A 13,703-nucleotide genomic window follows, 5' to 3' on the forward strand; every position below is an offset into this window, starting at 1 on the left:
GCGGTGTATTTGTCCTGCCCCGCGATCAGGCGGTCGCGCGCCGCGAACGTCAGCTGCATCGAGTCCGAGAAGCTGATGACCATGATCAGCGGCGTCATCACGTTCAGGAACATATTGAGGTTGAAATTGGCCCACCCGAGACCGCCCAGCGCCAGCACGATGGCGATGATCGGCGGGAAGGCGGCGACGATCATGAACGATATCTTGCGGAAGAAAATGATCGCAATGATGCACCCGGCCAGGATGCCGAGGACATTATAGGTCAGCCCGTCTCGCTTCACCGCGTTGCGGATTTCGAGCTGCATGACGGGAACGCCGGACAGTTCCGCGCTGAGCCCGCTGCCCTGGAGATCCTGGGCCATCGACTTGCGAATCTCGCCGATCGTCTTGGCGAGGGTGTTGCTGGCGACCACGTCCGGTTCGAGCGACAGCACGATCAGCGCCAGCGTGCCGTCCTCGGACAGCAGCTTGCCGCGGATGATTTCGTTGGATTTGACGGTCTCGATGAATTTGTCGTAGTCGGCGCCTTGCGGCAGGTCCTGAGGGAACAGCGCCGCCGGCAGCTTGCCGGGCGCCGGCGCCTGGCGCGCCGAGAACAGCGAGATCAGGCCGCGCGTGCCATCGACGAGCTGCAGATCGGTGACGAGATCGCGCAGCTTTTCGAGGTTTTCGCGCTTGAGCAGCGTCTTGCCCTCGACCACGACCAGGACGTCGAATTCGACGGCGGGAAAGCGCTTGGTCTCCGCTTCGTACTGCCGGTATTCCTTGGAATTGGACCGGAACAACTGGCTGAGGGAATCGTCGATCTTGATGCGGTCGATACCGAACAGGGCGGCGATGACCAGGCCAACGAGAATGATGCAGGAAAGGATCGGCCGCTGAACGGCAATCAGCCCCAGCCGCTCCAGCCCGAAGGCGATGCTGGCGGTCGGCCGCTGCTCGACTTTCTCGACATGAACCTCGCTGTCGCTGTTCTTTTCGAGCATGCCCTATCCAGTCCTCACTTCAGCTCAATCTGTATAGCTTAAATTGCCGGGCGCGAATGAGGCCTCGACGGGCTCGGTTTGATCGGCGCTAGCCCTTGAAAACATAAGATAAATTTGCCGCCACAGATGTAGCAGGTCTGCACCGCGTCTCGCAAGCGCGCAGCCCAGCGCGATATCGCCGCGGATGCGGCGATATCGGCCTTAAGTCCCGGATTTGTGACATCCGCTTGCGCTTCAATTCGCTGCGATCGGCCGGGGCGTCGGCTCCCCGCTTTCATCCTTGAGCGCGACGCCGGTCACGCCGCGGGCCAGGCCCTCGCGAATCAGCCACGCGATCCTGAAAGCGGCGGCGTCATAGCCGAGTCCCGCGCCGTGGATGTTGGAGACGCAATTGCGCTCGGCATCGGTGCGGCCGACCTTGGGCGCGAAGGTCAGATACGCCCCCAGACTATCCGAGGCCGACAGGCCCGGCCGCTCGCCGATCAGCGTGACGATCATGCGCGCACCGAGAATGGCGCCGATCTCGTCGCCCAGGGCGACGCGCGCCCCGCGCGCGACCACGACACGGTCGATTTCGATTACGTCGATTGCAAGTCGCGGGACGAGGCTGCCGATGAGCTGAACGGCGTGAGCGTTGACCGCCGTCGGCGACAGGCCGTCGCCGATGACGATGGCTAGTCGGCATCCGCCGCCGCCATGGCCCGCCAGCAGATGCCGCGAAGCCTCATCGAGGGTCCGTCCAAGATCGGGACGCCGCAGATAATCCGTGCGGTCGCGGGCGCGGCTAAAGACTTCCAGCGCTTCAAGACCGAGACCGCGCAGACCTGAGACGATCGCGGCCGCATCGAAGGCGGCATGAACGGCGTCGCGGGCGCGCGCGTGGTCGAGCGTGAAGGAAAGCAGCGCTTTGGTCGGCAGGCTGGCGCCGGCGCGGCCGAGCCCGACGCGCGCCGGGGTGAGGTCCCGCAAATCCGTCAGCGAGCGGGACGATGGCACCGGTGTTTTCGTCATGGGCTACTCGGCAGGGACCGAGACCTCGCGCAGCCGGATCGAGTAGTTCGAGGCGTTCTGCTGACCCTCCGACGCGTCGCGCGCGTACATGATGAGGTGATGCGCGACCAGCGCCACCGAAATCAGCCCCTCGATGTCGCCGTGCCTCAGGCGCGGCAATGCGAATTTCCAGAACACCCTCTTGTAATCGCCGAGCACGCCGACCTTCCAGAAGATATTGCGGAGCATGGTCAGCCCGCGCTTGATGTTGGCCCAGGTCTTTTGCTCCGGCGTCACCGGCACCTTCAGCCGGTTCGCGTAGGTGTAATCGACCTGGTGCTGGTAGCGCGCGTAGAGTTTTTCCGGCTGGAACGCGATTTTCATGCATTTGCGCCAGGAGTTGACAACCTGATCGTATGGCAAAATGAAATCGACGTTGGAATCGCGGCTGTCGTCCTCGATCAGCCGGTTTTCCTTTGCGAGGCGATCCCACAACGGCGTCTGCGGCAACGCCTGCAACAGATTGATGGTCAGCAATGGAATCCGGGATTCATCGACAAAGGCGAGCAAGGCGTCGCCGGTCTCGGGCTTGTCGGTATCCAGCCCCATGATGATGCCGGACACCACCTCCATCCCGTAACTGTTGATGGTGCGCACGCCTTCCAGGATCGGGACCATCATGTTGTGGTCCTTCTGCATCGCCTTCAGCGCGTCGGGGTCCGGCGTCTCGATGCCGCAGAAGATGGTGACGAAGAACGCCTCGCGCATCTTCTCGAGAATCTCCGGCCGCTTGGCGATGTTGAGCGTCGCCTCGCAGGCCAGCCGCATGACATAGCCGGTCTTCTTCTGCCACTCGACGAGATGCGGCAGCAAATCGAGCGCGGCCTTCCGGTTGCCGATGAAATTGTCATCGACGAAATACACCGAGCCCGTCACCCCGCATTCGAGCAGCCGGTCGAGTTCGGCGGTGATCTGCTGCGGCGACTTGAGCCGCGGATTGCGGCCGTAGAGGCCCGGGATATCGCAGAATTCGCACTGATAGGGACAACCGCTCGAATACTGGATCGAGCCGAGAAAGTATTTCTTGACCTCGGCAAGCTCATAGGCCGGAATCGGAAAGTCGGTCATGGCGACGCGTTCGCTGGTCTTCAGGACCACCTGCTGCGCAGGCCGCGAGGGATCGCGCGCCAGCCGCATCAGCAGATCGTCGGTCGCATCGCCGAGTTCCCCGACATGGAGATAGTCGAACGAGGGATAGTAATCCGGACAGGCGCTGACAGAGGGACCCCCGATCGCCACCGGCAGGTCGAACGCATGCGCGCGGCGGCAGATGTCGTTCATGTGCTGGCGCTGGATATGCATGCCGCTGACGAACACCGCTTCCGCCCATTGGAAATCCTCCGCCGTGGCTTGGCGGATGTTTTCGTCGATGAAGCGGACCGGCCAGTGCGCGGGCAGATAGGCCGCGATCAACAACAGCCCCTGCGGCGGCATGAAGGCCTGGACCCCATCGGTCAGGGGATAGGCGTATTCGAACGTGCCGAACGAAGACGTGTAGCGCGGAAAGACGCACAGGATGCGCCGTACCGTCTCGATGCCCTCAGCTCTCATCAGATTTCCTCTGCGATATCCGGCAAGATCCGCACAAAGTTAAGCACGCCTTCCAACGCTCGGCCAGAAATTCCTCAACATTGTGGCGGCCCTCTCAACCATTTGACGACCGAATGGTTGCTGAAAACCCCCGCCGGCGGCGCTTGCGCCCTCACGCGATCAGCCGCGAGGCAAAATCGGGCAGCTGCCCTGAGTTCCCGGACAAACGAAAGTCGCCGTCGACAAGGCCGGTGCGGAACAGCCAGTCGTCGAACTCCGGCGCCCGCTTCAGGCCGAACAGGTCGCGGACATAGAGCGCATCGTGGAACGAGGTGGATTGATAGTTCAACATGACGTCATCCGCGCCCGGCACCCCCATGATGAAGGTCACCCCGGCCGCGGCGAGCAGCGTCAGCAGATTGTCCATGTCGTCCTGATCGGCCTCGGCGTGGTTGGTGTAGCAGACGTCGACGCCGAGCGGCAGGCCGAGCAGCTTGCCGCAGAAATGGTCCTCGAGCCCGGCGCGGATGATTTCCTTGCCGTCATAGAGATATTCCGGGCCGATGAAGCCGACCACGCTGTTGACCAGAAGCGGATCGAAGGCGCGGGCCACCGCGTAGGCCCGCGCTTCGCAAGTCTGCTGGTCGACGCCGTGATGGGCATTGGCCGACAGCGCCGAGCCCTGTCCGGTTTCGAAATACATCACATTGTTGCCGACGGTTCCCCGTCGCAGCGACAATCCCGCCTCGCGGGCCTGGCCCAAAAGCGCGAGATCGACGCCGAAACTGCGGTTGGCGGCTTCGGTTCCCGCAATTGACTGGAACACCAGATCGACCGGCACGCCCTGCTCGATCAGGCCGAGCGTCGTCGTCACATGGGCGAGCACGCAGGACTGGGTCGGAATTTTGAGCCGCGCAATGATCTCGTCGAGCAGGCGCAGCAGGCCGCCGATCACGGCCGGATCGTCGCTGGCCGGATTGATGCCGATGCAGGCATCGCCGGATCCCAGCATGATGCCGTCGAGGATCGAGGCGGTGATGCCTTTGGCGTCGTCGAAGGGGTGATTGGGCTGCAGCCGCACGCTCATGCGCCCGCGCAGGCCGATGGTGTTGCGGAAGGCCGATGTCACCTGGCATTTCTTCGCGACCAGGATGAGATCCTGGTTGCGCATCAGCTTCGAGACCGCCGCCGCCATTTCCGGCGTGATGCCGCGCGCGAGTTTTCCGAGCACGTCCGTTGTCGCCGCGTCCGACAGCAGCCAGTCGCGGAACGCGCCGACCGTCAGCGACGAAACGGGCGCGAAGGCTGACCGGTCGTGGGTATCGACGATCAGCCGGGTGATTTCATCGTCTTCGTAGGGAATGACCGTTTCGTGCAGGAATTTCTTCAGCGGAACGTCAGCCAGCGCGATCCGCGCGGCGATCATCTGTTCGGCGTTCTCGGCGGCGATCCCGGCCAGGCGGTCGCCCGAACGCGGCGGCGTGGCCTTGGCCAACAGATCGCGCAAGTCAGCGAAGACATAGGTGGTGGCATCGATGGTGCGGCGATAGACCATGGCGGCTCCGGGCTAGGACGAAGACCTGCGCCAAGACCATCAACACTATCAACCCGAAGGCCGGCAGGCCGGAAGGAAAGATTGTATGCGGTTGAGGGCGCGTGTTTGGCGCCTAATTGCCAGACAATCCGAGCTGCCCCGACCGACCGAGCCCGCAGCCCCGGCGGCTGCCAGCACGCAGACATCTTATCCTAAGCATTTGATATATATTAAAGATATCGCCTGACTTTGTTGCTCGTCTGGATGCTTTTGCGACGGTGTCATCATAAAAATTGCGCTTTACGGAATGAAAGAGGCTAAAATTTAAGGACTTATACACAAAACTTTTGCATGGTTTTCGGGCGGCCGGCAGGTCTGACCGGCCTCTCGGAAGAGGCCGTGCGATGCCCGAAATGCCGAAATCCGCCAGCCCGTCTTCCGGCTTCGATTTCATGTCCCGGCTTTCGCTCGCGGCCAAGCTGTACTCGACCTTCGCCCTGATCGCGCTGCTGACCGGGGCCATTGCCGTACTGTCTCAGTATAACACCCAGCGGAACGCGGAACTGACCGAGGCGATCGAAACCGCCAACCGCGCCGCCCTCAATGTCCAGCGCGTCAATTCGCTGGTCTACGCGGTCGTGATGGAATCCCGCGGCGTCTATATGTCCGCGGAGCCGGCCGACGTGAAGAAGTACGGCGACGGGCTGCTTAAGTTCAACGACCAGATCATGGCCGTGGTCAAGAACTGGGAATCCATCGTCCAGTCCGATGATGCCGAGCAGTTCGCCACATTCAAGAAACGCATCGAGCAGTTCGTCGAATTCCGCAAGGAGCTGGTTCGGCGCGGAATAGAGATCAATGCTGCCGCGGGCCGCGAATGGGGCGACAACGACGCCAATCGGGCGGTGCGTTCGGCGCTGAACAAGGATCTCGATGCGCTTTCCAAGGTCTACGCCGAGCGCGGCAAGCAGATCTCCCAGCAATCCCAGACCAACCGCACGATGTCCTTTCTGCTGACCTTTCTCGGCGGCCTGACGCTGGTCGTGGTCGGCATCGGCGTCCTGATCATTTCCCGCTCGGTCGCACGGCCGCTTTCGGCGATCACCGCCACCATCAAGCGCGTCGCCGAGGGCGACGAAAACGTCGAGGTACCCCACACCAATCGGGCCGACGAGATCGGCGCGCTGGCGCGGGCAATCCGGATCTTCCAGGAAGCGATGAACCACAACCGCAACCTCAATTCGCAGGTCTTGCAGGAAGCCAAGGCGCGCGAAGAGCGGGCCAGGCACATCGAAGCGTCGGTGGAAGAGTTTCGCGGCGCGATCGGCGATGTGTTGCGCGCGGTCACCGACAATGCGACGGCGATGCGCGCGACCGCGCAATCCATCACCAAGGTGGCGTCGGACGCCAACGGGCGCGCCGTCGCCGCCGCCAGCGCCACCGAGCAGGCCTCGAGCAATGTGAACGCCGTCGCCAGCGCGGCCGAAGAGCTGTCGGCTTCCGTCGAGGAGATCGGGCGGCAGGTGCGTCAATCGGCCAGTGTCGTCGAACAGGCCGGCCTGCGGACCGAAAAGTCGGTCGCGGAAATCGAAAGCCTCGCCGCGGCAACCCAGCGCATCGACGGCGTGCTCAACCTGATCCAGACCATCGCCGAGCAAACCAACCTTCTGGCGCTGAACGCGACGATCGAGGCCGCGCGCGCCGGCGAGGCCGGCCGCGGCTTCGCGGTGGTGGCCCACGAGGTCAAGGCGCTGGCCGAACAGACCGCCAAGGCCACTTCAGAAATCGGCCAGAACGTCGGCCAGATCCAGTCGTCGACGCGCAGCGCCGTCGAGGCCGTGCGCGAGATCGGCAGCGCCGTGAGCGACATCAACGACGTCACCTCGAACATCGCCAGCGCCGTCGGGCAACAGGACGCTGCGACCCGCGAGATCTCCTCCAATGCGCAATCGGCCGCCCAGGGCAACGAGACCCTGGTCGCCAATATCGGCTCGCTCAGTCAGGCCATCGGCGAGACCAACAAGGCGGCGTCATCGGTGCTCACGGCTTCCAGCGACCTGACTGCGACGGCGGAAACCCTGTCGCGCGAGGTCGATAAATTCTTCCACAATCTGCGCGTCGACCCGCTCGAGCGGCAGGACAAGCGGCGGACCGGCACGGCCAATTGAGGTCGAGATCGTCCGCCGGGCTCGAGCCGTCGATCCGCCCGAGATCCCGCGGCGCGATGCGCTGGGTCATGCAGGCCCCCGATTCGGGTGCGGCGCCAGCACCCTGGACATCGGATAGCCCGAACTTGTTCCCGAATTTCCCGCAGGCTGGGCATCCTCGGCATAGCCATTGGCCAGATAGAAGCGCCGGGCAGTCTCGGTGCTCGTGAGGGTGCACCGGGTGTTGCCCCGTCCCGCGGCCCGGGCTTCGAGCGCACCGAGCAAGCCCCGGCTGACCCCGTGAAACCGCGCATCCGGCGAGACGTAGTTGAGCGTGATGTTGCCGGTGTCGGTGACAGCGCCCACCGCCTGGATGTTGCCGTCCTCGATGGCGACGAGCGCCGAATTGCCCGCCTGCGCAATCCACGACCGCGAAGATCTCCGGGGTCTTGTTGCCCAGCCATTGCGCCAGCATCGCCTTGTCATTCCGATGGTTGGCAACGCACAGCTCCGGCGCGGAACTATTGCGCACCGGCTGGATTGGAAGCTGTGGCGGCGTCTAAACGCCGTCCGCAAAGCCGAAGGATGCCATGCACAAGCTGTCATGGATCCCGGTTACCATGCTCCATCTCGGAATTTTCTGCCGGAGGCTGCCGGTGCTTGCCGCGCCCGATCGGCCAGCAGCCATGGTCGATTCCATCAACAGTCCACCTGAAAGGTCACCGGCCATGAATCTCATGACGCCGCCAAAACCAGCAACCCAAGGCAAAACAACAGGGACGATGAAAGCGCTCGTTTATCAGGGGCCGGGCAAGAAAGCCCTGGAAGATCATCCCAAACCGGACATTACGGCGCCCACGGACGCCATCGTCAGGGTCACCAAAACGACGATTTGCGGCACCGACCTGCACATCCTCAAGGGGGACGTGCCGACTTGCCAGCCCGGCCGAATTCTCGGCCATGAAGGCGTCGGCATCGTCGAGCAGGTCGGAGCCGCGGTGACGGCATTCAAGACGGGAGACCATGTCCTGATCTCCTGCGTCAGCGCCTGCGGCAAATGCGAATATTGCCGGAGGCAGATGTACTCCCATTGCACCACCGGCGGCTGGATCCTCGGCAACACCATCGACGGCACGCAAGCCGAATTCGTCCGCATTCCCTACGCTGACACCAGCCTTTACCCGATTCCAGGCGGCGCTGACGAAGAGGCGCTGGTAATGCTCAGCGACATCCTGCCGACCGGCTTCGAGTGCGGCGTGCTCAACGGCAAGGTTGCGCCGGGCAATACCGTGGCGATCGTCGGCGCCGGCCCAATCGGGCTCGCAGCGCTGCTTACCGCGCAGTTCTACTCGCCGGCCGACATCATCATGATCGATCTTGACGACAATCGCCTAGAGGTCGCCAAGCGCTTCGGCGCCACGGCTACCATCAACAGCGCCGACGGCAAGGCGTTGGAGACGGTCATGAAGATGACCGGCAAGCGCGGCGTCGACACCGCCATCGAGGCGGTGGGCATTCCGGCCACCTTCGAGCTGTGCCAAAAGCTCATCGCGCCGGGCGGCACCATCGCCAATATCGGCGTGCACGGAAAGAAGGCCGATCTACATCTCGAAGAGCTGTGGGACCGCAACATTTCGATCACCACGCGGCTGGTCGATACAGTGACCATACCGATGCTGTTCAAGACGGTTGGGGCACGCAAGATCGACCCCAAGCGCCTCATCACGCATCGTTTCAAGCTCGATCAGATCCTCGACGCCTATGAGACCTTCGGCAACGCCGCCAAGACCAAAGCGCTCAAGGTCATCATCGAGGCCTAGGCACGATTGCGACGCGACAGCGGAAAAGAAACGGCCTCAGCGTGGGGGTACAGGCTGAGGCCGTCAATTCATCGGACGCCCGGGGCTGTGGCATCCGGCAGTGCATCGACAAGTCGGCTGGACGACAATGGTTCCGGGGCTCGCGCCGTTTCAAACGACGGTTCCGAACAGTTTGCCGATTCCGGCGGTGATGCCAAGCGCCAACGCCCCCCAGAACGTCACCCGCAGTGTCGCGCGCAGAATATTGGCACCGCCGGCCTTGGCGCCGATGGCTCCCAGCAGCGCCAGAAAGCCCAGCGATGCGGCAGACACGATCGGAACCAGCACATTGACGGGAGAGACCACGACCATCAGCAACGGCATGGCGGCCCCCACGGAAAACATCACGGCCGATGTCAGCGCAGCCTGCACCGGCCGCGCCGTGGTGATTTCGGAAATCCCAAGCTCATCGCGGGCGTGAGCGGCGAGCGGATCCTTTGCCATCAACTGCCGGGCAACCTGCTGCGCGGTTGCCGGATCGACGCCGCGCTTGACGTAGATTTCGGCAAGTTCGTCATGCTCGGCCTGCGGATTGTCGCTCAATTCCCGGCGCTCTCGCGCGAGATCCGCCTTCTCGGTGTCGGACTGCGAACTCACCGAGACATATTCACCTGCGGCCATCGACATGGCGCCGGCGACCAGCCCCGCTACGCCTGCGATCAGCACATCGTTCTGCTTCGCGGCCGCCGCGGCCACGCCGACGATCAGGCTTGCCGTCGAGATAATCCCGTCATTGGCGCCGAGCACCGCCGCCCGCAGCCACCCGATGCGGTCGACGAGATGCTGTTCCGGATGGTGGCGAAGGCGGCTGATGACATGCTCCTGCGTGCGAATTCGTCTACTTGACCCGGCGCCCTTTGAAGAAGCCCTTGTTGGTCGTGTTCTGCTTGATGTTGGCCGTGTCGCCCTGCTCCAGCGTGTTCATATCCTCATGTAGTTTCGGCGCTTCGTTCGCCGTCTCGGAATTGTCACCTGTCCCTTTGTGACTTCGATTGGCAGGCGGTACCGGCGGCATATGACCGTGCTTGGACATCGGATTTTCCCCAGTTGATCTGCAAAACGAACCGGCCCGCCTGCGCAGGCCGTCCAGGCGTTCAGAGTTTCCCGAGTAACAGCAGGATCAGCAGAATGACGACGATCAGGCCCAGGCCTCCGCCGCCATAATACCCGGTGCCATAAAAGGGTCCACCGCCGATTCCGCTGAAGCCGCCGAGCAGAGCTATTACAAGAATGATGAGTATGATCGTGCCGATCGACATCTTCAATCTCCGTGGGTTGGTAGTTCAGTCATGAAGTGAGGTTTGATATTGCGGTCTCATTGTGGCCCGGATGAGTGATGGGTGATCCAAGATCGACATAGCGCGCGGGGCCGGCCTTGATTTGGAGCAGTCCCGGCGCAAACCGGGGATACCGAAGTTGACTTTCTGTTACTTCGCCATTCGCCAGACGAACAGCACCATGCCGGCACCCGCCGCCGCGGCGATGACCGAAATGATTAGCTCGCCGCCGAGCGCAAGCGCCGCGATGTGATAACCGACGAACGCCCCGGCCACGCCCACGAGTACGCTGGTGACGATGCCGCGGCTCGATCCGGAGAACTGGCGGGCGAGCCAGGAAGGGCCCGCCAGCCGGTCGAAGAGAATGCCGGCGACGACACCGATCGCGAGAACCAGAAGAAAGAGCACGACCGGGTCACTTGCACGCATGGATCAGATCCTCCGCATCGACTTCGACAACGTCCCCGCAGTCCCAAGCGCTCCTGCGACCTCGGTCCGGAGCGATCGGGAGGCGCTGCGGCGATACCCTAGTAAGGCCGATAATAGCGGCGGCCATAATATGGGCCGCCACCGTAATAATAGGGTCCGCCGCCGTAATAGCCGGGCCCATAGCCGTAGCTGTTGTAATAGTCATTGCGCTGCTGCTGGGCGGCGATCGCGCCCATCGTTCCAATCGCCATTCCCATGAAAGCCAATCCCGCGGCGCTGCCTCCATTTCGGTAATAGCGGCGACGGCGGACGGAGCTGATATCCGTGGCACCGCTCTTCGCCGTGGTCGCCGAGATACCCTTCTCGGCAGGAGCCGCCGGGCCGGCGACGGCCAGCGGCGGTTCGCTCATCGTGAAGACCAGCGCTGCAATCGTCGCCATGACGACGCCGCGGCCAGCCGAAGCAAGTAATCCTCTATGCACACGCATTTTCGTCTCCTTCGTCGTTACTTGACCAAAACCCTCGCACCGCATCGGCGGCATCACGGAAACAGCACGGTAAACCGCGCGCCCTGGCCGTCGTCGCCTCGCCCGATCCGCAACTCGCCGCCGATCTGCCTGGCGAACGAATGAATGATCTTCATCCCCAGCCCTTTGCTGGCGCCGGGGTCGAACCCTTCCGGCAAGGCCGGGCCGTCATTGGAAATCGAAAGGGCGTAGCCAAATCCCGGATTTGACTCCAGCCTGATGGCGATCCGGCCGCCGCCGTATTTTGCGGCGTTGGCGATCAACTCGCTGACGATGAATCCGAGTGGAATCGCAGTAGCGGCCGGCAGATTGATTTCAATTCCCTCGACGACGACCTGCTCGGGGCGTTCATCCGAAGACAGCATCGCCGAGAAGTCGCGACCGAAATCCTCGAGGAATTTCCTGAATTCGATCGCCTGCACGCCATCGTAGGAATGAAGGCGATGATGGATCCGGGCGATCATCGAGACGCGATTGGCCGCGACCGCCAGTTGCGCGGCCGCTTCCGCGTTCGTCGATGACCGGCTCTGCAGCGAAAGCAGGCTGATGGTCATCTGCAGGTCGTTCATCAGCCGATGATCGGATTCCTTGCTCAGCAGATCCTGTCTCTGGATCAACTCGTCTTGAAGGCGAATCCGCGCTTCACTCTCCGCCAGCGCATCGCGCAGCCGTATTTCGATGGCGCGATGCTGGATCAACTCGCGCTCGTAGCTTTCGATCGTACGGCGCGCCGAATACGGCGTCAGCCCGCCGCCCTCGTCCGCGCTGCAAACCTGCTGTGAAGTCGCTGCTTCGCCCATGGAACAGGATGCGCATAAGACGGCCGTATCGACTTGATCCATGTCAATCCAAAGTCGGATGCCGGACATTGCCTGACGGCGCGCGCATCGACGCGCTGGCTGCTCCCGCCGTCGCAGTTCATGACCGGAGATCGATGAGCCATTTTGCGCCGGCGAGTATCTCCCATGCCGCGGCCATCGCTACCGCCAGGACCATCACGGCAGCCAGCAAGGCGATCGAGAGCAGCACTCCGTCTTCCTCGATATAGGCAAGCGAGATCAAGGCAATAACCAGTGCGGGGACCTCATTGCTCAGGGGTATTGGAATGAACACCAGCGTGGCGCTCAGGATCACGACGACGGCGCCGACCAGCCGCTTGGTCGCCGCGGCCGGCGTGTGCCAGCGCGGATGAACCACCCGTTCAAGATACCCAAGCACTGGCACGGATCGCTGCAACACGGCGGCAAGGCGTCTTGCCGGAAAGGAACGCTCTGCAATGCGGCGCGGGAACACCGGCGCGGACTTGCCCTCGATCATCTGGAACGCGGGAATCATGAGCAGCAGACCGGCCACGACCGAGAGTCCCGGCGCAATCGCGACCAAAGCGAGCAGCAGCATGATGATTCCGAAAGAACGCTTGTGCAGGCTGCGCATGAGCCAACCCAGGGTGAAGCGGTCGGTCGGCATCTCATCGTGCAGGCGCTGCAACACGGCGGAGGTAGGAATGGGCGCCTCTGTGTCAGCCGGCGATCTCGGGATCAACAAGAGTTTCCCGATCCGATGCGTGCGATCATGACGAAAAGCGCGCGGCAGAGACGAACGCACGCAAGCGCAGGTCCAGCGGGTTGCCGCCTCAGAGTTAAGGTGTAACCGATCAAAGGGGAACCGCCCTCTAGTCACGCTCCTTCAGCAACGGCTTCTCATGCAAGACCGCGCTAAGCAGCGAGCTGTGAACTTCGATATGCCCGTTGTAGCTGATCAGGCCCAGCTTGCGAAACTTGTTCATGAAATGGCTGACGCGGGATCGGGTGGTGCCGATCATTTCCGCCAGAGTTGCCTGGCTGATATTCGGATTGATCGGCTGCGGGCTGCCTTCCTTGCCGAAATTCGCGAGCAGCAACAGCAGCCGCGCAAGCCGCCGCTCGCTCGAATTGAAGAGCTGGTCGATGAGGTCTTCCTCGATCCGGCTGTTGCGGGTCAGGAGATAGGCCATGAACAGTTCCGAGAATTTCGGCTGGTCATGAATGGCGGCCACCATCGCGGATTTCGTGATGGCCGTGATGACGCATTCCTCCATCGCCGTTGTCGTCGAAATGCGCAGCCGATGGCCGTTCATGCAGCCCTCGCCGAAAAACTGGCCCGGCTCCAGGATCGCGACGACCGCTTCCTTGCCCTGCTCGGAAAGGACAGTAAGCTTGACCCTGCCTCTTTGGATGTAGAACACGGTATCGGCAACGTCGCCCTGCTCGAACACGTGCTGATTCTTCCGGAACTCAAGAATTGTCTTTCCGGCTCCGACTTTCGCGAGGAATGCCTTCGGATCGAACTCATCATTGTCTGGCGTCGTCAACAATAGGCCCCTTT

15 protein-coding genes are annotated in these 13,703 nt (G+C 62.5%); 2 read left to right on the forward strand and 13 right to left on the reverse strand.

Annotation, left to right across the window (positions count from 1 at the left end):
- From QZ213_RS04565 to QZ213_RS04580, 4 genes are all read right to left on the reverse strand, one after another.
- Nucleotides 1–986, reverse strand: a 986-nt coding sequence (locus QZ213_RS04565) for an MMPL family transporter (protein WP_291684870.1), incomplete at its 3' end; no start/stop codon positions are given.
- A gap of 234 nt (nucleotides 987–1,220) precedes the next feature.
- Nucleotides 1,221–1,997, reverse strand: a complete 777-nt coding sequence (eutC, locus tag QZ213_RS04570; RefSeq protein ID WP_291684871.1) for an ethanolamine ammonia-lyase subunit EutC — start codon at nucleotides 1,995–1,997, stop codon at nucleotides 1,221–1,223.
- Nucleotides 1,998–2,000: 3 nt separating this feature from the next.
- On the reverse strand, nucleotides 2,001–3,587 hold the full coding sequence (locus tag QZ213_RS04575; RefSeq protein WP_291684872.1) for a B12-binding domain-containing radical SAM protein: 1,587 nt from the start codon (nucleotides 3,585–3,587) through the stop codon (nucleotides 2,001–2,003).
- A gap of 151 nt (nucleotides 3,588–3,738) precedes the next feature.
- Nucleotides 3,739–5,121, reverse strand: a complete 1,383-nt coding sequence (locus tag QZ213_RS04580) for an ethanolamine ammonia-lyase subunit EutB (protein ID WP_291684873.1) — start codon at nucleotides 5,119–5,121, stop codon at nucleotides 3,739–3,741.
- Between the two features lie 383 nt (nucleotides 5,122–5,504).
- On the opposite strand from QZ213_RS04580, the gene QZ213_RS04585 reads away from it, so the two are divergent.
- Nucleotides 5,505–7,268, forward strand: a complete 1,764-nt coding sequence (locus QZ213_RS04585) for a methyl-accepting chemotaxis protein (RefSeq protein ID WP_291684874.1) — start codon at nucleotides 5,505–5,507, stop codon at nucleotides 7,266–7,268.
- A gap of 66 nt (nucleotides 7,269–7,334) precedes the next feature.
- Here the strand turns inward: QZ213_RS04585 and QZ213_RS04590 are convergent, their stop codons facing one another.
- The gene (locus QZ213_RS04590) at nucleotides 7,335–7,748 is read right to left on the reverse strand and encodes a GNAT family N-acetyltransferase (RefSeq protein WP_365885028.1); all 414 of its coding nucleotides are present in this window, start codon (nucleotides 7,746–7,748) and stop codon (nucleotides 7,335–7,337) included.
- Nucleotides 7,749–8,029: 281 nt separating this feature from the next.
- Between QZ213_RS04590 and QZ213_RS04595 the strand changes: the two genes are divergently transcribed.
- The gene (locus QZ213_RS04595) at nucleotides 8,030–9,067 is read left to right on the forward strand and encodes a zinc-dependent alcohol dehydrogenase family protein (protein ID WP_291684875.1); all 1,038 of its coding nucleotides are present in this window, start codon (nucleotides 8,030–8,032) and stop codon (nucleotides 9,065–9,067) included.
- A 150-nt stretch (nucleotides 9,068–9,217) separates the two neighbouring features.
- On the opposite strand, the gene QZ213_RS04600 is transcribed toward QZ213_RS04595, so the two are convergent.
- From QZ213_RS04600 to QZ213_RS04635, 8 genes are all read right to left on the reverse strand, one after another.
- Nucleotides 9,218–9,919 (reverse strand): VIT family protein, encoded by a 702-nt coding sequence (locus tag QZ213_RS04600; protein ID WP_291684895.1) that lies wholly within the window; start codon nucleotides 9,917–9,919, stop codon nucleotides 9,218–9,220.
- A 25-nt stretch (nucleotides 9,920–9,944) separates the two neighbouring features.
- Nucleotides 9,945–10,139 (reverse strand): hypothetical protein, encoded by a 195-nt coding sequence (locus QZ213_RS04605; protein ID WP_291684876.1) that lies wholly within the window; start codon nucleotides 10,137–10,139, stop codon nucleotides 9,945–9,947.
- A 61-nt stretch (nucleotides 10,140–10,200) separates the two neighbouring features.
- Entirely contained in the window at nucleotides 10,201–10,365 is a 165-nt protein-coding gene (locus QZ213_RS04610; RefSeq protein WP_265082377.1) for a DUF3309 family protein, read from the reverse strand.
- Between the two features lie 168 nt (nucleotides 10,366–10,533).
- On the reverse strand, nucleotides 10,534–10,812 hold the full coding sequence (locus QZ213_RS04615; RefSeq protein WP_291684877.1) for a hypothetical protein: 279 nt from the start codon (nucleotides 10,810–10,812) through the stop codon (nucleotides 10,534–10,536).
- A 98-nt stretch (nucleotides 10,813–10,910) separates the two neighbouring features.
- Nucleotides 10,911–11,300 (reverse strand): hypothetical protein, encoded by a 390-nt coding sequence (locus QZ213_RS04620; protein ID WP_291684878.1) that lies wholly within the window; start codon nucleotides 11,298–11,300, stop codon nucleotides 10,911–10,913.
- 53 nt (nucleotides 11,301–11,353) lie between these two features.
- Complete coding sequence (locus tag QZ213_RS04625) at nucleotides 11,354–12,139, reverse strand: sensor histidine kinase (RefSeq protein ID WP_291684879.1); 786 nt, start codon at nucleotides 12,137–12,139, stop codon at nucleotides 11,354–11,356.
- Between the two features lie 118 nt (nucleotides 12,140–12,257).
- Nucleotides 12,258–12,830 (reverse strand): exopolysaccharide biosynthesis protein, encoded by a 573-nt coding sequence (locus QZ213_RS04630; RefSeq protein ID WP_291684880.1) that lies wholly within the window; start codon nucleotides 12,828–12,830, stop codon nucleotides 12,258–12,260.
- Nucleotides 12,831–13,011: 181 nt separating this feature from the next.
- Nucleotides 13,012–13,689, reverse strand: a complete 678-nt coding sequence (locus QZ213_RS04635) for a Crp/Fnr family transcriptional regulator (RefSeq protein ID WP_291684881.1) — start codon at nucleotides 13,687–13,689, stop codon at nucleotides 13,012–13,014.
- Nucleotides 13,690–13,703 lie beyond the last annotated feature (14 nt).

This window comes from Bradyrhizobium sp. (assembly GCF_017881085.1).
Lineage (GTDB): Bacteria > Pseudomonadota > Alphaproteobacteria > Rhizobiales > Xanthobacteraceae > Bradyrhizobium.

Excerpts from the sequence above, each read along its gene's own strand:
- eutC (WP_291684871.1), bottom strand. The coding sequence starts at position 1,997 with ATGACGAAAACACCGGTGCCATCGTCCCGCTCGCTGACGGATTTGCGG.
- QZ213_RS04575 (WP_291684872.1), bottom strand. The coding sequence starts at position 3,587 with ATGAGAGCTGAGGGCATCGAGACGGTACGGCGCATCCTGTGCGTCTTT.
- QZ213_RS04580 (WP_291684873.1), bottom strand. The coding sequence starts at position 5,121 with ATGGTCTATCGCCGCACCATCGATGCCACCACCTATGTCTTCGCTGAC.
- QZ213_RS04585 (WP_291684874.1), top strand. The coding sequence starts at position 5,505 with ATGCCCGAAATGCCGAAATCCGCCAGCCCGTCTTCCGGCTTCGATTTC.
- QZ213_RS04595 (WP_291684875.1), top strand. The coding sequence starts at position 8,030 with ATGAAAGCGCTCGTTTATCAGGGGCCGGGCAAGAAAGCCCTGGAAGAT.
- QZ213_RS04605 (WP_291684876.1), bottom strand. The coding sequence starts at position 10,139 with ATGTCCAAGCACGGTCATATGCCGCCGGTACCGCCTGCCAATCGAAGT.
- QZ213_RS04610 (WP_265082377.1), bottom strand. The coding sequence starts at position 10,365 with ATGTCGATCGGCACGATCATACTCATCATTCTTGTAATAGCTCTGCTC.
- QZ213_RS04615 (WP_291684877.1), bottom strand. The coding sequence starts at position 10,812 with ATGCGTGCAAGTGACCCGGTCGTGCTCTTTCTTCTGGTTCTCGCGATC.
- QZ213_RS04620 (WP_291684878.1), bottom strand. The coding sequence starts at position 11,300 with ATGCGTGTGCATAGAGGATTACTTGCTTCGGCTGGCCGCGGCGTCGTC.
- QZ213_RS04625 (WP_291684879.1), bottom strand. The coding sequence starts at position 12,139 with ATGGGCGAAGCAGCGACTTCACAGCAGGTTTGCAGCGCGGACGAGGGC.